The organism is Enterobacter cloacae complex sp. 385G4 (assembly GCF_057320665.1).
In genome coordinates this window covers 266,195-286,173 of record NZ_JBXWDD010000002.1, presented here as the reverse complement: position 1 = coordinate 286,173, position 19,979 = coordinate 266,195, and the positions used below count along the sequence as shown (strand labels likewise).

Sequence of the window (19,979 nt, the reverse complement as noted above, 5' to 3'; positions counted from 1 at the left end):
GAATCTATCCGCGCGGGGCGTCGCCAAAGACGCTGTAGTCCGGGAGCTGCACCTGCTGATACGGCTCCCAGCCGCCGCCGAGCGCCTTGTAGAGCGCCACCAGATCGAGAGCGCTTTGTACCTGCGCCTGCGCGCGCTGCTGCTCGGCCTGCGCCAGCTGACGCTGGGCGTCCAGCACGTCGATAAAGCTGGCGATCCCCTGGCGGTAGCTGTCGCTGGCAAGATCAAAGGCGTTTTGCAGTGCGTCGATGGTTTTCGCGAGACCCGCCTCACGCTGCTGGTCGGTGCGATAGCTCACCAGGGCATTTTCGACATCGCCGAGCGCGGTGAGCACCGTCTGGCGATAGTCCAGTACCGCAGCGCCCTGCTGCGCGCGCGCCACCTTGACGCTGGAGACCAGTCGACCCCCCTGGAAAATCGGAATGGAAATCTGCGGGCCGAAGCTGTAGAAGTGGCTGCTCCAGTCGGTCAGCCAGCCGGATTCGCTGTTGCGCAGGCCAAACTGTCCGGAGAGGGTAAAGCTCGGGAACAGCTGGGCCACCGAGACGCCAATCTGCGCCGTGGCGGCATGAAGGTTGGCCTCCGCTTCGCGCACGTCCGGACGGCGGCGCGCCAGCGTGGACGGTATACCAGTCTGCACGATATCCGGCAGCGCGGGCATTGGCTGTGCGGATTGCAGCTCGCTATCCAGCGCCCCCGGCGGCTTGCCGAGCAGAATAGCCAGCCCGTTCATCGCCTGGCGTTCCTGGGCCTGATACTGCGGCAGCTGGGCTTCAAGATTGCCCAGCTGCGCCCGGGCGTTTTCCACGTCCATCTGCGGCGACAGCCCGCCGCGCTGGCGGCTTTCGGTCAGGTCCAGCGTCTGCTGCGCGCTTTTAATCTGGGTGTTCAGGGTAGCGATAATGCTCTGTGCCCCGCGCAGCTGGAGCCACGCGCGCGCCACTTCCGCTTCCAGCGACACCAGCGCATCGTTACGCTGTTCGATGGCGGCCTTCTGCTGCGCCTCGGCGGCTTCCACCTGACGGCGCACCTTGCCCCAGAGGTCGATTTCCCACTGGGCGTCGAAGCTGCCCTGATAAAGGTTAATCGGCTGCGTCAGCGGCCCCAGCGCGCCTCTGAGTTCAGGGTCGACATTATCCAGCTGGTCGTACACGCCGTGGGATTTTAGCTCCCCTTCCAGCCCGAGTTGCTGGCGCGTCGCCTGCAGATTGCCGTTCACCGACGGGAAAAATGCCCCGCCCGCCTGGTTAATCTGTTCACGCGCCCCGGCAATGCGCAGTACCGTTTGCTGCAGCGTCAGGTTTCCGGCGATGGCGCGTTCAACCAGACTGTCGAGCTGCGGCGAGCCGAAGGTTTTCCACCAGCGCGGATTGGTCGCGGCGGAGGTGGTTTGCGATTTTACCGCGCTGTCGCCCTTATCGTTCCAGTGCGTAACGGCGGGTGGCGCAGGCTGCTGGTAGTCCGGCCCGACGGCGCAGCCCACCAGCAGCATCATTATCATCAGGGGGTGTAAACGTCTGTGTATCATCAGTGTGCTCCTGCACTCCCCTCGCTCTTAACCGGCGAGAGCAACAAACAAAACGGAATCAATAGCAAGGCCACGGCGCTCAGAATGGTGAAGACGTCGATGTAGGCCAAAAAGCGGGACTGCTCGATCATCGTCTGGTACATCCGCCCGGTGGCAATCCCGGTCGGATCGCCCACCTGGGTGGTGAAGTTCTGGATCGCCAGGGCGCTTTCGCGAATCGCCAGCTGGAACTGCTCGTTAAACGGCGAGGCGTGGTAGGCAAGGTGCGCGCTGTGCGCCTGCGCGCGCTCGGTGATGGCCGCCGTCGAGAGCGAAATCCCGATGGATCCCGCCACGTTGCGGAACATGGTAAACAGCGCCGCCGCATCGGCGTTGAGCCGTCTCGGTATCGAGATGAAGGCGATGGTGGTGAGCGGCACAAACAGGAACCCCAGACCAATCGACTGGGCGCTGCGGAACAGCACCAGGGTTTCGAAGTCAATATCCGGCGTCAGCGTGCGCGACCAGAAGAACGACACCGCCAGGCAGGTAAAGCCAAAGGCAATGATCCAGCGCGTCTGCACCACCGGCATCAGCTTCAGTACCAGCGGGATGGTCAGCACGATCAGCACCGCGCCGGGCGAGAGCACCAGCCCGGACCAGGTGGCGGTATAGCCCAGATCCTGCTGCGCCAGCTGCGGGATCACCACCGAGCTGCCGTAGAGGATCATCGCCATCCCCGCCATCAGCAGGCTGGAGATCGCGAAGTTGCGGTCCTTCATGCAGTGCAGATCCACCACCGGCTTTTTGGCATACATCAGCCAGTAGATTGCGCCGATAATGCCGACCAGCGTCAGCACCGCGAAGGTGCGGATAAAGTTCGAGTAGAACCAGTCGTCATCCTCGCCCCGGTCGAGCATCACCTGCAAACAACCCAGACCGAGGGCGATCAGGCCGATCCCCGTCCAGTCGATGGTCAGCTTCTCTTTTGATTTGCTCTCCCACGGCGGATCTTCCAGCAGCTGGTAGATCGCCAGCACCGTCACAATCCCCACCGGGATGTTGATAAAGAACACCCAGCGCCAGGAGTAGTTGTCGGTGATCCAGCCCCCCAGCGTCGGGCCGAGCACCGGCGCGACGATAATCGCAATGGAGGAAAGCCCAAACGCTTTGCCCCTGTCCTCCGGCTTGAAGTAGTCAAGCAGCACCGACTGCTGGGTGGGCTGCAACCCGCCGCCAAAGAAGCCCTGCATCACGCGGAACAGGATGATTTGCCACAGCTCGGTGGCGATGCCGCACAGGAACGAGCAGATGGTGAACATCACGATGCAAATGAGGAAGAACTGCTTGCGGCCAAAGAGCCGGCTCAGGAACGCCGAGATGGGCAGCACGATGCCGTTCGCCACCAGGTAGCTTGTCAGTACCCAGGTGGATTCGTCGTAGCTGGCCGAGAGCGACCCCGCCACGTGCGGCAGCGCGACGTTGACGATGGTGGTGTCCAGAATTTCCATGAACACCGCCAGGGTGACGACAATCGCCACCGCCCACGGGTTACTGGCGGGCTTCCAGTTATCGTGGCTATGATCCGTCATTCCACGGTGACCTTCGGTTCAACCGACAGCCCCAGCGGCAGCGGCTTGTTCGGATCCAGACCTTTATCGATGACGATTTTTACCGGTACGCGCTGAACAATCTTCACAAAGTTACCGGTGGCGTTTTCCGACGGGAAGGCGGAGAAGCGCGAGCCGCTGCCCTGCTGGATGCTGTCGATATGGCCTTCAAGCTCCATATCCGGCCAGGCATCCACGGAGACGCTAACCTTATCGCCGGGCTTCATGCGCTCAAGCTGGGACTCTTTAAAGTTCGCCACCACCCACACGTTCGGGGAGACCAGCGAGAACAGCGCGGTGCCCGCCTGAACCAGCGTGCCGGGCTGCACGTTGCGTTTGGTGACAAAGCCGTCGAACGGGGCGCGGACTTCGGTGTAAGAGAGGTTCAGATTGGCCGTTTCCAGCTGTGCTTTCGCCTGTTCGACCTGACGCTCGCGGGCTTCGACGTTGGTCTCCTGCTGGCGGATTTGCAGCTGTACCTGCTCCGCCACTTCCAGCTGCGCCTGTGCGCTGGCAAGGCCAGCCTGGGCGCTGCGCAGCTGAGCGTTCGCAGAATCAATACTTTGCTGGGTGGTCGCGCGCGGGTCGACGCCGCGCTGGCGCCGGTACTCTGCCTGCGCGTTCGCCAGATCGGCCTGCGCTTTCAACACCTGCGCTTTGGCTTCGTCACGCTGGGCGGGATACTGCACTTTTGAGAGCGCCAGCTGCGCCTGGGCCTGATGCAGCTGCGCGATAGCCAGCCCAAGCTGAGCCTGAGCCTGATCGCGCTGGGCGGTGGTATCGCGAGGATCGATCACCACCAGCACATCCCCTTTCTTCACGCGCTGGTTATCCCGCACGCGAAGCTCGGTAACGTAGCCCGCCGTTTTGGGGGCAATGGTCACCACGTCGCCGTCGGTAAAGGCGTCGTCGGTGGTCTCTTCGTTGCGGGTTAAAAACCACCAGACCAGCGCCACGATCACCATCACGATGACCACGATGCCAAGGATAATTAACGGTTTTTTGCCCGGGCGTTTACGCTCGTTATTGTTTTTATCCTGCTCGTCAGCAGGTGGATTTTGTTCTTCTGCCATAATTCAGCAACGGTCCTGTCAGTGAGCGGCATCACACTATGCCGTTCACTAAAGCTAGGACGTTGCTATACATTTGCCAGGAAAAACTGACAAATTGCGCACTATATGAGAAGGAATAGTCCGAAACCGATCGCCGCAGCCCAGAGCAGCATCGGGATCGACCAGAGGTGGAAGCGCCACCAGATGCGACGGTCATTGGCCATGCGCAGGGCGATCAGGTTTGCCAGGGAGCCGGGCAGCAGCCCAAACCCACCGATGTTCACCGCCCAGGCCAGTAGCGTGTCCGGCGGAACGTAGTTAAGCAGCAGAATGGTGGCAGGCACGTTGCTGATAAACTGCGACAGGCCAATCGCCGTCAGCCACAGCCCCGGCTGCGACAGCGTGCTGACGCTGTGCAGAACGTTTTGCAGCACGGGAAGCTGAATAAGCAGATGCACGTCGATGAACATCGCCATAAAGACCAGCAGCAGCGTCCAGTCCACGCTCACCAGCACGCGCCGCGCCAGCACGACAAAGCCCGCGGCGACGAGCAGGACGCCCGCCAGCTCATACCTCAGCTCCAGGGCGAACAGAAAGACGATATACAGCCCGAGGCAGCTCCAGACCAGCCGCGGCTGCCACTGCGGGCCCGTGGTCCCGCTATGGTATTGCAGCTTTTTATCCGGAAACGCGAGCCAGCAGACCGCCAGCAGCGACAACATCATCACCAGCGCCAGAGGCGCCATCTGCCAGGTAAAGGCGGCGAATGACAGACCGGAACGTCCCCAGAGAAGAATATTTTGCGGGTTGCCGATGGGCGTCAACAGAGAACCGGCGTTAACGGCGAGCGCTTCAAAGATGATCAGTCTGCTGACCGGGATCTCGCAAAGCTTACGCAGGGTGAGCGTGAGGGGTACGATGATAAACAGCGCCACATCGTTGGTCAGAAACGTCGACAGCACCGCGGCGGAGAATACCATAAACAGGGCCAGCCTGCGCTCGGTGGCAAAACGGCGCACCATTTTGCGCCCCAGGACGTCAAAATAGCCGCTCAGCTCGACCCCTTTGGTCAGCATCATTAACCCGCTCAGGGTGATGATGGTGCGCCAGTCAATCGCCGCAGACCAGGCCTGTGGCGCAAACGGCACAAACAGGCTTAACCCGGCGCCAATGATTAATAAGAGATGGAAGAAACGATCGCGTGACAGGGCCTGCAGTCCAGGGATTTTCATTCAGCGGAGGGACCATATTTAAGGGTAAATTCGCGAAACTTCACCAGCGTCTCTTCGCTAACGTGGTGCTCCATTCCTTCCGCATCCCGACGGGCAATTTCCGGGCTGACGCCCAGCACCAGCAAAAAGTTCTCGACGAGCTGATGGCGCTCGCGGCTCTCCTGCGCAAGCTTCTCCCCTTCCGGCGTCAGAAACACGCCGCGCCAGGGGATCATTTCGATCAGGCCTACCGAGGCCAGACGTTTTAACATTTTAGCGACCGTCGGCTGCGAAACCCCGAGCCTGGCGGCCATATCGACCTGACGCGCTTCCCCAACCTCGCGGATCAGATCGGAAATCAGTTCAACATAATCATCAATCAGTTCACGCCGGTGCGCTTCACGGACCTGGCGAAAACCTTCGACATGTTCTTCAACATTCACCAGTTGCGTCGTTTTTTTAATGGTTGGCTTACCTGCGCGACGGTTCATTGTACTTCCTCATTGGGGTGACGCTTCCAGCGCCCGGTATCGAGAGCGCACATTGTAAACCATCCCTCCACAAGCACAAAAAATTAACGAAATAGCCATAGCTATACAATATAGCCTGTGCTATATCTGTATGTAATGCAGTCACCCTTCACGGATCGAAGGGATCAAACATCAGGAGGTCTCATGAACGAATTCAAGAGGTGCATGACCGTGTTTACCCACTCTCCTTTTAAAGTGCGCTTAATGCTGTTGAACATGCTGTGCGATATGTTTAACAACAAACCGCATCAGGACGACAAACCTTCCCACTAAGCGGCGTTGCGGTACGCCGCTTCATTTTTCTGTCACACTTCCGCTGTAAACTGACCAATTCCCGATAATTTTTGCGGATTTGCAGCCCCCTTCGCAAAACATCTGTTTAGCAACTGTTGACCTTAATTCACGCTCGCACTATCTTCTTGCAGCCCTGCACAATTTGCGGCTCGCTGAAGCGGACCTCTCATTCCCTTTCCACGCACTGTCCGGCAGGCTTTGACCCTTGGCGCCAGGGTGAGCACATGGCGTTTTTGTGATAGTGACCTATGAATGTAACCCTGATAGATACCATCGTTACCCGCAGCCGGGCCTTAAGCCCGTGGACGGGATTTTACTTTTTGCAGTCGCTGCTGATTAACTTTGCGCTCGGCTATCCCTTCAGCCTGCTTTATGCAGTGGCTTTCACCTGCATCCTGCATGTGCTGTGGCGAGCGGCCCCGCGCGTGCAGAAAGCGTTGGTAGGGGTCTGTTCGCTGATTGCTGCGATGTATTTCCCGTTTGGCCAGGCCTACGGCGCGCCAAACTTCAACACCCTGCTGGCGCTGCACTCCACCAATATGGAAGAGTCGACGGAGATCCTGACGATCTTCCCCTGGTACAGCTACGTCGTCGGCCTCTTTATCTTTGCGCTTGGCGTCATCGCGGTTCGTCGCAAAGCAGACGCGAAGAGATCATGGGGAAAAATGGAGTCTCTGTGCCTGGCGTTTAGCGTGGGGACGTTTTTCGTTGCGCCGGTGCAAAACCTGGCCTGGGGCGGCGTGTTCAAGCTGAAAGATACGGGCTATCCGGTGTTCCGTTTCGTTAAAGACGTCGTCGTGAACAATAAAGAGGTTCTCGACGAGCAGGCGCGCATGGCTGAACTTTCCAATATGAAAGACACCTGGAACGTGCTGGCGGTTAAGCCGAAATACCATACCTATGTGGTGGTGATTGGCGAGAGCGCACGTCGCGACGCGCTGGGCGCATTCGGCGGGCACTGGAATAACACACCGTTTGCCAGCTCTGTCAACGGCACCCTGTTTACCGATTATGTGGCGGCCAGCGGCTCGACGCAGAAATCGCTCGGCCTGACGCTGAACCGCGTGGTGGATGGCAAACCTCAGTTTCAGGATAATTTTGTCACGCTGGCCAACCGCGCCGGTTTTCAGACCTGGTGGTTCTCCAATCAGGGGCAAATTGGCGAATACGACACCGCCATCGCCAGTATTGCTAAGCGTGCTGACGAAGTGCAGTTCCTGAAGAGCGGCGATTTTGAAGCCGACAAAAACACCAAAGACGAGGCGCTGCTGAAGATGACGGCGCAGGTCTTTGCTACCCCGCGCACCCAGCCGCAGCTGATTGTTCTGCACCTGATGGGATCGCACCCGCAGGCCTGCGATCGCACTGGCGGTAAATACGCGGAGTTTGTGCAGTCGAAAGAGACCTCTTGCTATCTCTATACCATGACGCAAACCGACGAGCTGCTCAGCAAGCTTTACGATCAGCTGCGCAATACGGGCGAAAGCTTCTCTGTGGTCTATTTCTCTGATCACGGGCTGGCGTTTAAAGAGCGTGGCAAAGAAGTGCAGTATCTGGCGCACGACGACCAGTTCCAGCAAAATTTCCAGGTGCCGTTTATGGTGCTGTCGAGTGATGATAAAACGCATCGCGTTATCAAAGCGCGGCGCTCGGCGAATGATTTCCTGCAGTTCTTCTCGCAGTGGACGGGGATTAAGGCCAAAGAGATAAAAAATGATTACCCGTTTATCTCCAACAAGAAAGCGCCCCCAGTGTACGTTACCAACTTCAAGTTACAGAAAGTTGACTATAACCATCTGGGTACCGATATTTTTGATATTAAGAGTAAGTAAGCTGTGCGGTCTCGTGCGGTCTGATGCCCTCACCCTGACCCTCTCCCACAAGGAGAGGGAAAAAGCTAAAAAAAAATCCGCCACATTGGGCGGATTTTTTATTAGCTCACCGAAGTGATTAGAAGCGGTAACCTACGCCCGCGATCCAGGTGCCAACGTCAACGTTGCGGATACGGCTCTGCTCATAGGAGAAGTCCAGAGCCACGTCCTGGATTGGGTTGAACTGCAGGCCTGCGCCATAGGAGAAGCCGTAGTCGCTGTTGCTTGCAGTGCGGTTCAGACCCTGGTTTTCGGTCTGCTGGAATTTACCGTAGCCAACACCTACAACACCGTAGATGCTCGCCCAGTCGTTCAGACGGTAAGCTGGACCAGCAGTGATACCGTAGTACTGGCCTTTGTTGTATGCGCCGTTTTCAGTACGATCTTTCTCGGTGTAGGTGAAAGAACCGATCACGCCCAGCGGGTTGTTATCCTGCTCGTAACGATACTTCAGGTTGAAACCGTTGGTTTTGTTCATCACGCCCTGCATATCGCTCTGAGCGTAACCACCAGTTACAGTAGAAGTAGCAGCTACAGCGGTACCTGCGGAAACAGCCAGTACAGCGGCCAGTGCTGAAAGACATGCAATTTTTTTCATAACCACCTCAAATGTGCTTCAAGTAAGTCCGTAAGTTTTAAATATATCAAAAAAATTTGCGAAACTCTTTGTGATTCGTGATGTCTAATGAGGCCTTTCCTGTAACAGAACGTTTCCAACCTCAGCTAACTCTTTCAAATCACATGCGATTTTTCCTACTAAACGCCCATATTGCGCGTCTGCGCCGTTACATTCATCCAGATTATTCCTAATCTTTCAGGTGATAAATCCACCAGCGCTTAACCATTTTACGGATTTCACGGGTCTTTTTTTTCAACGTAGTCTCAACCGTAGCTGTATATTTCCTTTACACTGCAACCTTTACTCCACTTGACATTAGCTGACAGGAGAAAGGATGCCTGGGTTTTCCCGCACGTCGTCGGTCTGGTTGCCGGTAGCCGTCATACTTATTGCCATGTTGTCCATCCAAAGCGGTGCTTCGCTGGCAAAATCGCTTTTTCCACTGGTGGGTGCGCCCGGGGTAACAGCCCTGCGTATCGTGCTGGGAACGGCGATACTGGTCGTCATCTTCAAACCCTGGCGTCTGCGCTTCAAAAAAGAGCAACGTCTCCCCCTGCTTTTTTATGGTCTGTCCCTCGGGGCAATGAACTATATGTTCTACCTCTCCATCCAGACCATCCCGCTGGGGATTGCCGTCGCGCTGGAGTTTACCGGCCCGCTGGCGGTCGCGCTTTTCTCGTCACGTCGTCCGGTGGATTTTATCTGGGTCGTGCTGGCCGTTCTGGGCTTATGGTTCCTGCTGCCGCTCGGCCAGAATGTCTCTGAGATTGATCTCACGGGCGCAGCGCTGGCGCTGGGAGCAGGAGCCTGCTGGGCTGTCTATATACTCACCGGGCAGCGAGCGGGTGAAGAGCATGGCCCGGCAACGGTCGCCCTGGGTTCCGTGATTGCGGCTATCGTTTTTGTGCCGATCGGTATGGCGCAGGCCACGGAGTCTATCTGGCAATGGTCAGTCATGCCCATCGGGCTGGCGGTCGCTATTCTTTCAACGGCACTCCCCTATTCTCTGGAGATGATTGCCCTGACGCGTCTGCCGACGCGCATATTTGGCACTCTGATGAGCATGGAGCCCGCCCTTGCGGCGATCTCCGGGATGGTGTTCCTGGGCGAAACGCTGACGTTTACCCAGACGCTGGCGCTCTGCTCAATTATCGCGGCGTCAATGGGGTCAACGCTCACCATGCGCCCTGAACCTAAAGTTGAGAAAATCGACATCGGCTAATGCCATATATTCTGCATGGCTTCACGGCCATGCAGAATAAAGGCCAGAATGCCATCCGTTATAATTTCTTACATAGTTTGTCATATAACCGAAATATCCTTCCCCACCCATTCCCCTCCAGGCGAATTAAGATTGATCTGTATCAATTTTAAAATTATCTATTAATTTCAATGAATTAAATTATCAACCTCCTTCTTGCTATTAAACCGATAGGCACAGCCAGACCGCAGAGAAAAAATCCGGTGCTATACTTAGTTCCGTAATTACCTGGGACATAAACATCAAGAGGATATGAGATTATGAGTACCGCTAAACTGGTGAAAACGAAAGCGTCTAATCTGCTTTATACCCGTAACGATGTATCGGATAGCGACAAAAAAGCGACCATTGAGTTGCTGAATCGCCAGGTGATCCAGTTCATCGATCTTTCGCTGATCACCAAACAGGCCCACTGGAATATGCGCGGTGCAAACTTCATTGCCGTCCATGAAATGCTGGATGGCTTCCGCACAGCACTGGTGACACACCTCGATACGATGGCTGAACGTGCCGTTCAGCTGGGTGGTGTCGCGCTTGGGACCACGCAGGTGATCAACAGCAAAACGCCGCTGAAAAGCTACCCGCTGGATATCCACACTGTTCAGGATCACCTGAAAGAGCTGGCGGACCGCTACGCGATTGTGGCCAATGACGTGCGCAAAGCGATTAGCGAAGCCAAGGATGAAGATACCGCAGACATCTTCACCGCCGCATCCCGCGACCTGGATCAGTTCCTGTGGTTTATCGAATCTAACATCGAGTAATCCATAAGACTTTCCTGTCAAACCCTCGCCTCTGGTGAGGGTTTTGCACATTTATGGTGCACAGTTTTTGCCTGAGACGGTGCAAAAGTGAATAAATTGTAATAATCACCTCACACAACCGTTAATGGAAGATTGTTTTTTCGTCAGAATTTACGCTTAATATCTCCCCGTCAGTTGACCCAAACGAAGCGCACCAAAATGGTGCTCCATGCTGGTGCAACACGACATCATTGCCACGCTTTTTGTGCAATGTATGATTTCATCCCCTTTGTAAAACAACAGCTTGTAAAGTTGGCACGATTTTTTCATTGTGCCAGTCGTTCTCGCAGGGGATCGCCCCGTGGATATAAAAGGAAATGCTATGAAGTCTGTATTAAAAGTTTCACTGGCTGCACTTACCCTGGCTTTTGCGGTGTCCTCTCAGGCTGCCGACAAACTGGTTGTGGCGACCGACACGGCGTTCGTTCCGTTTGAATTCAAACAGGGTGACAAATACGTTGGTTTTGATGTTGATCTGTGGGCCGCTATCGCCAAAGAACTCAAACTGGACTACACCCTGAAGCCGATGGACTTCAGCGGCATCATCCCGGCGCTGCAAACCAAAAACGTCGATCTGGCGCTGGCGGGCATCACCATTACCGAAGAACGTAAAAAAGCGATCGACTTCTCTGACGGCTACTACAAAAGCGGCCTGCTGGTGATGGTCAAAGCGGATAATAACGACGTAAAAAGCGTGAAAGACCTCGACGGTAAAGTGGTGGCAGTGAAAAGCGGCACCGGTTCCGTGGATTACGCGAAAGCGAACATCAAAACCAAAGACCTGCGCCAGTTCCCGAACATTGACAACGCGTATATGGAACTCGGCACCAACCGTGCTGACGCTGTTCTGCACGACACGCCGAACATCCTGTACTTCATTAAAACGGCTGGTAACGGCAAGTTCAAAGCCGTGGGCGACTCTCTGGAAGCTCAGCAGTACGGTATCGCGTTCCCGAAAGGCAGCGACGATCTGCGCACGAAAGTTAACGGCGCACTGAAAACGCTGAAAGAGAACGGCACTTACAACGAAATCTATAAAAAATGGTTCGGTACTGAGCCTAAATAATTTTACCTGAATTCAGGTTTATAGCGCCCGGCGGCGCTCACGCTGGCCGGGCCTACATTTTTCGTTTTTCACCACGGTATACAGGAATACATCATGCAGTTTGACTGGAGCGCCATCTGGCCTGCCATTCCACTCTTGCTTGAAGGCGCTAAAATGACCCTGTGGATTTCGGTCCTGGGTCTGGTAGGTGGGTTGATTATCGGTCTTGTCGCCGGTTTCGCCCGCACCTACGGTGGCTGGATTGCAAACCACATCGCACTGGTTTTCATCGAAGTGATCCGCGGCACCCCGATTGTCGTGCAGGTCATGTTTATCTACTTCGCCCTGCCAATGGCCTTCACCGACCTGCGCATCGATCCGTTCAGCGCGGCCGTCGTGACCATTATGATCAACTCGGGCGCCTACATCGCGGAAATCACCCGCGGGGCGGTGCTGTCGATTCATAAAGGTTTCAGCGAAGCCGGTCTGGCATTAGGTCTTTCTCGTCGCGAAACGATCCGTCACGTTATTCTCCCGCTGGCGCTGCGCCGCATGCTGCCGCCGCTGGGTAACCAGTGGATCATCAGCATTAAAGATACATCGCTGTTCATCGTTATCGGCGTGGCCGAACTGACCCGTCAGGGCCAGGAAATTATTGCAGGCAACTTCCGCGCGCTGGAAATCTGGAGTGCGGTCGCCGTCGTTTATCTGATCATTACGCTGGTACTGAGCTTCGTTCTGCGCCGTCTTGAAAGAAGGATGAAAATCCTGTGATTGAATTTAAAAACGTCTCCAAGCACTTTGGCCCAACCCAGGTGCTGCACAATATCGATCTGAATATCAAGCAGGGTGAAGTGGTGGTGATTATCGGGCCTTCCGGTTCCGGTAAATCGACCCTGCTGCGCTGCATCAACAAGCTGGAAGAGATCACCAGCGGCGATCTGATCGTTGACGGTCTGAAGGTAAACGACCCGAAAGTGGACGAGCGTCTGATTCGTCAGGAAGCGGGCATGGTGTTCCAGCAGTTCTACCTGTTCCCGCACCTGACGGCGCTGGAAAACGTGATGTTTGGCCCAATGCGCGTGCGCGGTGCCAACAAAGCGGCGGCGGAAGCGCTGGCAAAAGATCTGCTGGCGAAGGTTGGCCTGGCGGAGCGTGCGCACCACTACCCTTCCGAGCTCTCCGGTGGCCAGCAGCAGCGCGTGGCGATTGCCCGCGCGCTGGCGGTGAAACCGAAGATGATGCTGTTTGATGAGCCGACGTCCGCACTCGACCCGGAGCTGCGCCACGAGGTGCTGAAAGTCATGCAGGATCTGGCGGAAGAAGGGATGACGATGGTGATCGTGACCCACGAAATCGGCTTTGCTGAGAAAGTGGCTTCCCGCCTGATCTTTATTGATAAAGGCCGCATCGCCGAAGACGGTAACCCGCAGGAATTGATCGCGAATCCGCCTAGCCAGCGTCTGCAGGAGTTCCTGCAGCACGTCTCCTGATCCCTCGCTACATACCGAGCCGGGCTTGCCCGGCTTTTTTACGCCAGATTGTTCCCAAAAACTCCCCTCCGCCTCTCGCCCTCTATACTTATCATTTTGCACGATATTTTTGTCGGAGGACGCCGTGCCGTGGATCCTGCTGCTGTTGATAAGCCTGTTTAGTACGCCATCGCTCGCCGTGGCAATCCCCGGCGTCACCACCGGAGCAACTGCTACTCAGCAAAATACGCCGCCTCCGGAGCCGGATGCAGAACAAAAAAAAGCGGCCTATAGCGCACTTGCCGACGTCCTTGAGAATGACACCTCCCGGCAGGAGCTGATCGATCAGTTGAGGAAGGTGGCCGCCACGCCGCCTCAGGATCCGGTTCCGACCATTACGCCACCGCAGATCGAAGAGGAAAAGACGGTACTGGAAAACGTCACCGACATCAGCCGTCGCTACGGGGAAGCCCTGTCGTCACGTTTTGCCCAGCTCTATCGAAATCTTGTTGGCACCTCGCATAAACCTTTTAATCCCCACACCTTCACCGCAGCCGCCACGCAGTTTGCGATTCTGGCGGGTGCCGTGTTCATTTTTTACTGGCTGCTGCGCCTGTGCGCCTGGCCGCTCTACCGGAAGATGGGCCACTGGGGACGGAAAAAAAATCAGCATAAAAGCAGCTGGCTGCACCTCCCGGCCATGATTACCGGAGCGTTTATCATCGATTTACTGCTGCTGGCCCTGACGCTGTTTGTCGGTCAGGTGCTGGCGGACCACCTCAATACGGGCAACAAAACCATTGCCTTCCAGCATGCGCTCTTCCTGAATGCGTTTGCGCTCATCGAATTTTTTAAAGCGGTGCTGCGCGTCATCTTTTGCCCGCGCGTGCCTGAACTTCGCCCTTTCAACATCAACGACGACAGCGCGAAATACTGGGCCGTGCGGCTAAGCGTGCTCAGCGGGCTGATAGGATACGGCCTGCTGGTTGCCGTGCCGATTATCTCCAACCAGGTCAACGTGCAGTTTGGCGCGCTGGCGAACGTGCTGATTATGCTCTGTATTACCGTCTGGTCTCTGTACCTTATCTTTCACAATAAAAGGACGATCACCGAGAGTCTGCTGCATCTGGCCGACCGTTCCCTCTCTTTCTTCAGTCTGTTTATCCGCGCCTTCGCGCTGGTGTGGCACTGGCTGGCAAGCGCGTATTTTATTGTGCTGTGCTTCTTCTCGCTGTTCGACCCGGGAAACAGCCTGAAATTTATGATGGGGGCGACGTTTAAAAGCCTGGCAATTATCGGCATCGCGGCGTTTGTGTCCGGGCTGTTGTCCCGCTGGATCTCGAAAACCATCACCCTGTCGCCGCAGGTCCAGCGTAATTATCCGGAACTGCAAAAACGGGTGAACGGCTGGATGTCGGTATCGCTTAAGGTGGCGCGCATTCTTACCGTCTGCGTGGCGATCATGCTGCTGCTGAATGCGTGGAGCCTGTTTGATTTCTGGAACTGGCTGCATAACGGCGCAGGCGAGAAGACCGTCGATATTTTAATTCGTATCGCGCTGATTCTGTTCTTCTCCGCCGTCGGCTGGACGCTGCTGGCGAGCCTTATCGAGAACCGTCTGGTATCGGATATTCACGGTAGACCGCTCCCCAGCGCACGGGCCCGCACATTGCTGACGCTGTTCCGCAACGCGCTGGCGGTGATCATCAGCACCATCACCATCATGATTGTGCTATCGGAAATCGGCGTGAATATCGCCCCGCTGCTGGCAGGTGCAGGCGCGCTGGGGCTGGCGATCTCTTTCGGCTCGCAAACGCTGGTTAAGGATATTATTACCGGCATCTTTATCCAGTTTGAGAACGGGATGAACACAGGGGATCTGGTGACCATCGGGCCGCTGACCGGTACCGTGGAGCGGATGTCGATTCGCTCGGTAGGCGTGCGTCAGGATACAGGGGCATATCACATCATTCCCTGGTCATCGATCACTACCTTCGCTAACTTTGTGCGCGGCATTGGCTCCGTTGTGGCCAACTACGATGTGGATCGTCATGAGGATGCCGACAAAGCGAAGCAGGCGCTGCGGGATGCGGTCAGTGAACTGATGGAAATGGAGGATATTCGCGGGCTGGTGATTGGCGAACCGTCGTTTGCCGGCATCGTTGGGCTGACCAACACGGCGTTCACCCTGCGCGTGTCGTTCACCACCCAGCCGTTGAAGCAGTGGACGGTGCGCTTTGCCCTCGACAGCATGGTGAAAAAGCACTTCGATCTGGCGAACGTGCGAACGCCGGTGCAGACGTATCAGGTATTGTCGCCGCCCGCCTCGCCGCTCCCTCCGCAGGAGCCGACGCTGTAACCGAGCCGGGTGGCGGCTTTGCCCTAACCGGCCTACGGCGGGATACTATTTGCGACGTTTGTTATCGTCCATAAACGACCAGGCGATAAAGCGGCTCTGCTTCTGGCCCTGCGCCATCTCTTTTTTCACCACTTTTACGGCACCCGCTTCGCTCAGCGCGCGGTAGAGCGGCGGCAGGTTATCCCCGCGGGAAACCAGCGTCGTGAACCACTTCACCTGACGGCCAAACTGTTGGCTTTCCGCAATCATGCGCAGGATGAAGGCAACTTCACCGCCCTCGCACCACAGCTCCTGCTGCTGCCCGCCGAAGTTCAGCGCGGCGTCTTCCGCCTGACCGAGGTTGCGGCGTTTACGTTCGCTGCCCGCGCGAGCCGCTGCCGCCGAATCATGAAACGGCGGATTGCACATCGTAGCGTCATAGCTTTCGTTTTTATGAATTATGCCGTTGAAGATGGAAGCCGCCTCTTTCTGACGACGCAGACGAATGGAACGGCTCAGGCCAGGGTTCGCGCTGATAATCGCCTGCGCGCTGGCAAAGGCCTCGGCGCCGATTTCGCTCCCGGTAAAGCGCCAGTGATATTCATGTACGCCAATCAGCGGGTAAATCAGGTTTGCCCCGGTGCCTATATCCAGGATGGAAGCCTGCTGCGGTACAGCGCCGTCACGATCTTCGGCAAGCAGATCGGCAAGGTGATGAACGTAATCAGCGCGGCCCGGCACAGGGGGGCAGAGAAAGCCTTCCGGAATATCCCAGTGAGCCACACCGTAAAAATGCGCCAGCAGGGCTTTGTTCAGCGTTTTCACCGCCTGCGGATCGGCAAAATTGACGGTCGGCTCACCCGCTGGGGTCTGGACAATATAGTCCTGCAGCGCAGGGCAGCTCTGGCACAGGGCGTTCATGTCGTAGCGGCTGCGGTGGCGATTTCGTGGGTGCAATCCCGGCTTTTGGGAAGTCATGGCGTTCTCCTTTAAACAGCGGCGTAAGATACCCTCTGCTGGCCCAGCGGTAAATCTTTCTCTGCGGCGCTTAAAAAAACACCGTAAATCAAACACCTCTACGTCTATGATCTGTCAGCGAATCTTCAGTTTTTATCGTTCAAAAAATAAGCAGATCATCATCAAATATTTGCGCTAAGTCACACTCGTCAGGCTTCTAAACTTAAAGGGAATCACCTGTTGTTTCCTCATGAGGATGTGATTATGAAAAAGTACCTGACCCTTGCTGTTATCGCCGGCGCCCTGGCAACGGCTTCATTTTCTGCGATGGCCGTTCAGTCACTGAATGAAAGTACCGATACTAGCCAGCTGCGTCCGGCGGGCACCGTCTCGGTAAGTCGCGCAAGTAACCTGGACGATCTGCAGAATAAACTGGCCGAAAAAGCCCGCCAGGAAGGTGCGAAAGGCTTTGTCGTGAACTCCGCTGGCGGAGATAACCATATGTACGGCACAGCAACCATCTATAAATAATTTTTTTCCTCCACAACAAGACTGCATCTGCCCGCCGGATGCAGTTCATTTCCGCTTTATCTTGATTGTTCATTTTTTAACCCCATATTAAAAGCAGGGTATAAACCGATTTCAGGAGGATGCCATGGCTTCCGGTTGGGCGAATGACGACGCCGTTAACGAACAGATCAACAGTACCATTGAAGATGCGGTTGCGCGCGCTCGCGGTGAGATTCCGCGCGGCGAAAGTTTGAAGGAGTGCGAAGAATGCGGAGAGCCGATCCCGGAGGCGCGGCGTAAAGCCATTCCAGGCGTAAGGTTATGCATTACCTGCCAGCAGGATAAAGATTCAAAAAATGCGTCACATTCAGGTTATAATCGCAGAGGATCGAAAGATAGCCAGTTACGCTGACTCTCCTTTACCTAAGTTAACCCTGCCTGCACTTACCTTTACGCTCACGGTTTTTAGCGAACCGCGTAGCAAAATGTGCCCTTCATCTTTCTTCTGTAAAGCGCATCCACAAGAAGTGTAAAGCGCTGGTTTGAATTTATTAATATTCAATAAGTTATTTGTCATTCAATTTTTTTGACCGATCACGTCAATTCTCTTCGATTTTATCCCTCAGGAAAAAACGTGATACTTATCACATCGACGGAACATCGTCCCCTTAACAGAAAACACCTGCGAGAGATTAATTATGAAAACCATCAAATATGCTGTAGCTGCTGTTGCCCTGTCCGCTCTGTCTTTCGGCGCATTCGCCGTAGAGCCTGTTTCATCCACTCAGGCCCAGAGCATGAATAAAATCGGTGTGGTAAGTGCAGAAGGCGCGACCACGCTGGACGGCCTGGAAGCCAAGCTGGCTGAGAAAGCCGCTGCTGCCGGTGCAAGCGGATACACCATCACCTCCGCTAACACCAATAACAAGCTGAGCGGTACTGCGGTTATCTACAAATAATCGCCTGAAATGAATGCTGTACCCTCGCCAAACCCTCTGGTGAGCTGCTCCAACCCTCATTGACCCTGTTGTTTGTTACCCTTGCTTGCCCGTCCGCCACTGGACGGGCTTTTTTTTGCTTAAAACGACTGTGCCACCCGCTGTAACCCCGCTTCCACCGTCTCTACCTCCCCTGTCGCCAGCAAGCAGCAGGCCATTTGCAGTTTGATCGACTGTGGGACCGGCACATTTCCGGCCAGGCACTGCGTAATCCAGTGCGCGGTAACCTGCGGATCTTTTGACTCCGGCAGAATCACATCGCTGTTTTCTTCCCCGCGCTCAAGCACAACGCGCGTACCGATAGAATCGATCAGCATCAGCTGTGGGCAACGCTGCGGGTTGGCGTACACCTCCCCTTCTGTTCCGTGCATCAGCAGTGCGCGTCCACCGATTTCGGCAAAGAACTGACCGACGCGCGTCACGTACTCCGGATGAGAAACACTGGAAAGGCGCAGTGCGGCATCCTCAGCAAACGGCGTTGCCAGCTTCGCCAGGGTGTGCGCACTGTTACGCACGCCCATGCGCCAGCGCATGTCCAGCTGCTTTTCCAAAGGCGGGCAGAGCGCACGAACGGGAATATAGACCGGCTGGTTCCCCTCCAGCTTTGCCTGCGCCTGGCCGGCATGGAGGGTCGGTTCAATGCCCAGCAGTTCAAAGATGGTTTCTGTCAGTACGCGCGTGGGATCTTCGCTGACCCCATGTACCACCACAGGGAACCCCAGCTTATGTAACAATATCGCCAGCAGCGGCGTCAGGTTTGCCTGCTTGCGCGCCCCGTTATAGCTCGGGATCACAATCGGCATCGGTTTTGCCACTGGCGGTGTTAAGCGCAGCGTTTGCGCCTGCATCGCCTCGTAGAAACCACGCATCTCCGCTTCGCCTTCGCCTTTGATACGCAGCGCAATCAGGATGCCGCCCATTTCCAGGTCCGGTACCTCGCCGTTGAGCATACGGGTGTAAAGCGCGCGAGCGGTTTCATGGTCCAGGTCGCGGGCGTGGTTTTTCCCGCGTCCTACCTCTTTGATAATTTTGCGATAATCCACGACATTCCTCCTGACAGCCTATCTTGTTAACACTATAGCCCTGATGAATGGCTATCCGTTAGTTTTTTATCCCTTAAGACAACCTTCTGTTTTAATAGAAAAAAATAAACACAAGCTTTTTTTCAATTATTTGTGATTTCTATAGCAGATTCGTATTCATACATTTTTTGATTAAATAACCAGCGGAAAGTCATTAAGGGTCAACGGTGAAAACGTCCAGGCAACGCTCTCACCCGAAACATATCAGGATTTGCTATGAACAAGGTTGCTTTAGGTTTAATCATCGCCGCAGCGGTGGGATGTTCTGCATCCACGTTTGCGGCAACGAACGGTGAAGGGCAAATAAACTTCACCGGCGAAATTATCGATTCTGCTTGCCAGGTCGTAAATGGATTAAGTAATCCATTAAATGTACAGCTGGGGAAAGTGTCTAAAACGGTATTTACCGGTGCAGGCTCTACCAGCACCTTAACGAAGTTTGATATTCAGTTAACGAATTGTCCTGACACGGTCACCTCCGCCGCCATTAACTTTGGCGGAACACCGGATGCGAATAACAATTCGACGCTTGCCTTAACGCCAGATACCGATGCGGCGACAGGGGTGGCGATTCAGCTGGTGGATGCCTCGCAGCAGCCTGTCAGCCTGTATACGCCGTCTCAGCAGTATCAGTTAACCTCCGGCACGGCGGTTAACGATCTGGAGTTCGGCGCACGCTATATCCAAACCGGCCCGGCAATTACCGCAGGCCCTGCTAACTCCGTTTCAACCTTCACCGTTATTTATAACTGATCTTATCAATCCGGGGATATTAATGCTTTCGCGAGCATTAATATCTTCTCTATTCATTGAGAAATC

Annotated in this window: 20 protein-coding genes; 12 read left to right on the top strand and 8 right to left on the bottom strand. The window is 55.4% G+C overall.

Translation table 11 applies throughout. The features are described from left to right. Positions 1 to 4: 4 nt before the first annotated feature. From AC2FAJ_RS09275 to mntR, 5 genes are all read right to left on the bottom strand, one after another. The gene (locus tag AC2FAJ_RS09275; protein ID WP_163332963.1) at positions 5 to 1,528 is read right to left on the bottom strand and encodes an efflux transporter outer membrane subunit; all 1,524 of its coding nucleotides are present in this window, start codon (positions 1,526 to 1,528) and stop codon (positions 5 to 7) included. Next, a complete protein-coding gene (locus AC2FAJ_RS09270; protein ID WP_045630925.1) occupies positions 1,528 to 3,099 on the bottom strand; it encodes a DHA2 family efflux MFS transporter permease subunit in 1,572 nt (523 codons plus the stop codon). The genes AC2FAJ_RS09275 and AC2FAJ_RS09270 overlap by 1 nt, the downstream gene beginning before the upstream one ends. Then, on the bottom strand, positions 3,096 to 4,190 hold the full coding sequence (locus AC2FAJ_RS09265) for an HlyD family secretion protein (RefSeq protein WP_041910714.1): 1,095 nt from the start codon (positions 4,188 to 4,190) through the stop codon (positions 3,096 to 3,098). Before AC2FAJ_RS09265 ends, AC2FAJ_RS09270 begins: the two co-directional genes overlap by 4 nt. Before the next feature lie 101 nt (positions 4,191 to 4,291). Next, complete coding sequence (locus tag AC2FAJ_RS09260; protein ID WP_485454061.1) at positions 4,292 to 5,401, bottom strand: anion transporter; 1,110 nt, start codon at positions 5,399 to 5,401, stop codon at positions 4,292 to 4,294. Beyond that, a complete protein-coding gene (gene mntR / locus AC2FAJ_RS09255) occupies positions 5,398 to 5,871 on the bottom strand; it encodes a manganese-binding transcriptional regulator MntR (protein WP_008501176.1) in 474 nt (157 codons plus the stop codon). Before mntR ends, AC2FAJ_RS09260 begins: the two co-directional genes overlap by 4 nt. Positions 5,872 to 6,054: 183 nt before the next feature. Here mntR and mntS point away from each other — a divergent pair, with 183 nt between their 5' ends. Together mntS and AC2FAJ_RS09245 are read left to right on the top strand one after the other, a co-directional pair. Continuing rightward, a complete protein-coding gene (mntS, locus tag AC2FAJ_RS09250) occupies positions 6,055 to 6,183 on the top strand; it encodes a manganase accumulation protein MntS (protein WP_014831181.1) in 129 nt (42 codons plus the stop codon). Positions 6,184 to 6,452: 269 nt separating this feature from the next. Then, positions 6,453 to 8,036 carry a phosphoethanolamine transferase gene (locus AC2FAJ_RS09245; protein WP_028012449.1) on the top strand — a complete coding sequence of 528 codons (1,584 nt, stop codon included), beginning with the start codon at positions 6,453 to 6,455 and terminating at the stop codon, positions 8,034 to 8,036. A 118-nt stretch (positions 8,037 to 8,154) separates the two neighbouring features. Here AC2FAJ_RS09245 and ompX read toward each other — a convergent pair whose 3' ends face one another. Then, positions 8,155 to 8,673 (bottom strand): outer membrane protein OmpX, encoded by a 519-nt coding sequence (ompX, locus tag AC2FAJ_RS09240; RefSeq protein ID WP_028012448.1) that lies wholly within the window; start codon positions 8,671 to 8,673, stop codon positions 8,155 to 8,157. Positions 8,674 to 9,028: 355 nt separating this feature from the next. Between ompX and rhtA the strand changes: the two genes are divergently transcribed. From rhtA to ybiO, 6 genes are all read left to right on the top strand, one after another. Then, complete coding sequence (gene rhtA, locus AC2FAJ_RS09235; protein ID WP_049136965.1) at positions 9,029 to 9,916, top strand: threonine/homoserine exporter RhtA; 888 nt, start codon at positions 9,029 to 9,031, stop codon at positions 9,914 to 9,916. 299 nt (positions 9,917 to 10,215) lie between these two features. Beyond that, positions 10,216 to 10,719, top strand: a complete 504-nt coding sequence (gene dps, locus AC2FAJ_RS09230) for a DNA starvation/stationary phase protection protein Dps (RefSeq protein WP_008501171.1) — start codon at positions 10,216 to 10,218, stop codon at positions 10,717 to 10,719. Between the two features lie 361 nt (positions 10,720 to 11,080). Next, positions 11,081 to 11,824, top strand: a complete 744-nt coding sequence (gene glnH, locus AC2FAJ_RS09225) for a glutamine ABC transporter substrate-binding protein GlnH (RefSeq protein ID WP_014831177.1) — start codon at positions 11,081 to 11,083, stop codon at positions 11,822 to 11,824. A 93-nt stretch (positions 11,825 to 11,917) separates the two neighbouring features. After that, complete coding sequence (gene glnP / locus AC2FAJ_RS09220; protein WP_003858462.1) at positions 11,918 to 12,577, top strand: glutamine ABC transporter permease GlnP; 660 nt, start codon at positions 11,918 to 11,920, stop codon at positions 12,575 to 12,577. Continuing rightward, complete coding sequence (gene glnQ, locus AC2FAJ_RS09215; protein ID WP_485454060.1) at positions 12,574 to 13,296, top strand: glutamine ABC transporter ATP-binding protein GlnQ; 723 nt, start codon at positions 12,574 to 12,576, stop codon at positions 13,294 to 13,296. Before glnP ends, glnQ begins: the two co-directional genes overlap by 4 nt. 124 nt (positions 13,297 to 13,420) lie before the next feature. Beyond that, positions 13,421 to 15,634, top strand: coding sequence for a mechanosensitive channel protein (gene ybiO, locus AC2FAJ_RS09210; RefSeq protein WP_248112992.1), 2,214 nt, complete (start codon positions 13,421 to 13,423; stop codon positions 15,632 to 15,634). 45 nt (positions 15,635 to 15,679) lie between these two features. Here ybiO and rlmF read toward each other — a convergent pair whose 3' ends face one another. Then, positions 15,680 to 16,591, bottom strand: coding sequence for a 23S rRNA (adenine(1618)-N(6))-methyltransferase RlmF (rlmF, locus tag AC2FAJ_RS09205; protein WP_041910718.1), 912 nt, complete (start codon positions 16,589 to 16,591; stop codon positions 15,680 to 15,682). Between the two features lie 243 nt (positions 16,592 to 16,834). Between rlmF and mcbA the strand changes: the two genes are divergently transcribed. The 3 genes from mcbA to ybiJ all read left to right on the top strand — a co-directional run bounded on the left by mcbA (position 16,835) and on the right by ybiJ (position 18,039). Next, positions 16,835 to 17,101 carry a DUF1471 family periplasmic protein McbA gene (gene mcbA / locus AC2FAJ_RS09200; protein ID WP_028012443.1) on the top strand — a complete coding sequence of 89 codons (267 nt, stop codon included), beginning with the start codon at positions 16,835 to 16,837 and terminating at the stop codon, positions 17,099 to 17,101. A 124-nt stretch (positions 17,102 to 17,225) separates the two neighbouring features. Then, the gene (locus AC2FAJ_RS09195; RefSeq protein ID WP_028012442.1) at positions 17,226 to 17,492 is read left to right on the top strand and encodes a DksA/TraR family C4-type zinc finger protein; all 267 of its coding nucleotides are present in this window, start codon (positions 17,226 to 17,228) and stop codon (positions 17,490 to 17,492) included. A gap of 286 nt (positions 17,493 to 17,778) precedes the next feature. Beyond that, positions 17,779 to 18,039: a DUF1471 family protein YbiJ gene (ybiJ, locus tag AC2FAJ_RS09190; RefSeq protein WP_014883102.1), complete on the top strand. Its 261-nt coding sequence runs from the start codon at positions 17,779 to 17,781 to the stop codon at positions 18,037 to 18,039. A gap of 119 nt (positions 18,040 to 18,158) precedes the next feature. On the opposite strand, the gene ybiB is transcribed toward ybiJ, so the two are convergent. Continuing rightward, entirely contained in the window at positions 18,159 to 19,121 is a 963-nt protein-coding gene (ybiB, locus tag AC2FAJ_RS09185) for a DNA-binding protein YbiB (RefSeq protein WP_366928307.1), read from the bottom strand. Positions 19,122 to 19,376: 255 nt separating this feature from the next. On the opposite strand from ybiB, the gene AC2FAJ_RS09180 reads away from it, so the two are divergent. Beyond that, positions 19,377 to 19,913: a fimbrial protein gene (locus tag AC2FAJ_RS09180; RefSeq protein ID WP_028012440.1), complete on the top strand. Its 537-nt coding sequence runs from the start codon at positions 19,377 to 19,379 to the stop codon at positions 19,911 to 19,913. Positions 19,914 to 19,979 lie beyond the last annotated feature (66 nt).

Coding starts and splice junctions, on each gene's coding strand:
- dps (WP_008501171.1), top strand. CDS start 10,216: ATGAGTACCGCTAAACTGGTGAAAACGAAAGCGTCTAATCTGCTTTAT.
- AC2FAJ_RS09260 (WP_485454061.1), bottom strand. CDS start 5,401: ATGAAAATCCCTGGACTGCAGGCCCTGTCACGCGATCGTTTCTTCCAT.
- glnP (WP_003858462.1), top strand. CDS start 11,918: ATGCAGTTTGACTGGAGCGCCATCTGGCCTGCCATTCCACTCTTGCTT.
- ybiJ (WP_014883102.1), top strand. CDS start 17,779: ATGAAAACCATCAAATATGCTGTAGCTGCTGTTGCCCTGTCCGCTCTG.
- glnH (WP_014831177.1), top strand. CDS start 11,081: ATGAAGTCTGTATTAAAAGTTTCACTGGCTGCACTTACCCTGGCTTTT.
- rlmF (WP_041910718.1), bottom strand. CDS start 16,591: ATGACTTCCCAAAAGCCGGGATTGCACCCACGAAATCGCCACCGCAGC.
- AC2FAJ_RS09245 (WP_028012449.1), top strand. CDS start 6,453: ATGAATGTAACCCTGATAGATACCATCGTTACCCGCAGCCGGGCCTTA.
- mcbA (WP_028012443.1), top strand. CDS start 16,835: ATGAAAAAGTACCTGACCCTTGCTGTTATCGCCGGCGCCCTGGCAACG.
- mntR (WP_008501176.1), bottom strand. CDS start 5,871: ATGAACCGTCGCGCAGGTAAGCCAACCATTAAAAAAACGACGCAACTG.
- AC2FAJ_RS09180 (WP_028012440.1), top strand. CDS start 19,377: ATGAACAAGGTTGCTTTAGGTTTAATCATCGCCGCAGCGGTGGGATGT.
- AC2FAJ_RS09275 (WP_163332963.1), bottom strand. CDS start 1,528: ATGATACACAGACGTTTACACCCCCTGATGATAATGATGCTGCTGGTG.
- AC2FAJ_RS09265 (WP_041910714.1), bottom strand. CDS start 4,190: ATGGCAGAAGAACAAAATCCACCTGCTGACGAGCAGGATAAAAACAAT.
- AC2FAJ_RS09195 (WP_028012442.1), top strand. CDS start 17,226: ATGGCTTCCGGTTGGGCGAATGACGACGCCGTTAACGAACAGATCAAC.
- AC2FAJ_RS09270 (WP_045630925.1), bottom strand. CDS start 3,099: ATGACGGATCATAGCCACGATAACTGGAAGCCCGCCAGTAACCCGTGG.
- ompX (WP_028012448.1), bottom strand. CDS start 8,673: ATGAAAAAAATTGCATGTCTTTCAGCACTGGCCGCTGTACTGGCTGTT.
- rhtA (WP_049136965.1), top strand. CDS start 9,029: ATGCCTGGGTTTTCCCGCACGTCGTCGGTCTGGTTGCCGGTAGCCGTC.
- mntS (WP_014831181.1), top strand. CDS start 6,055: ATGAACGAATTCAAGAGGTGCATGACCGTGTTTACCCACTCTCCTTTT.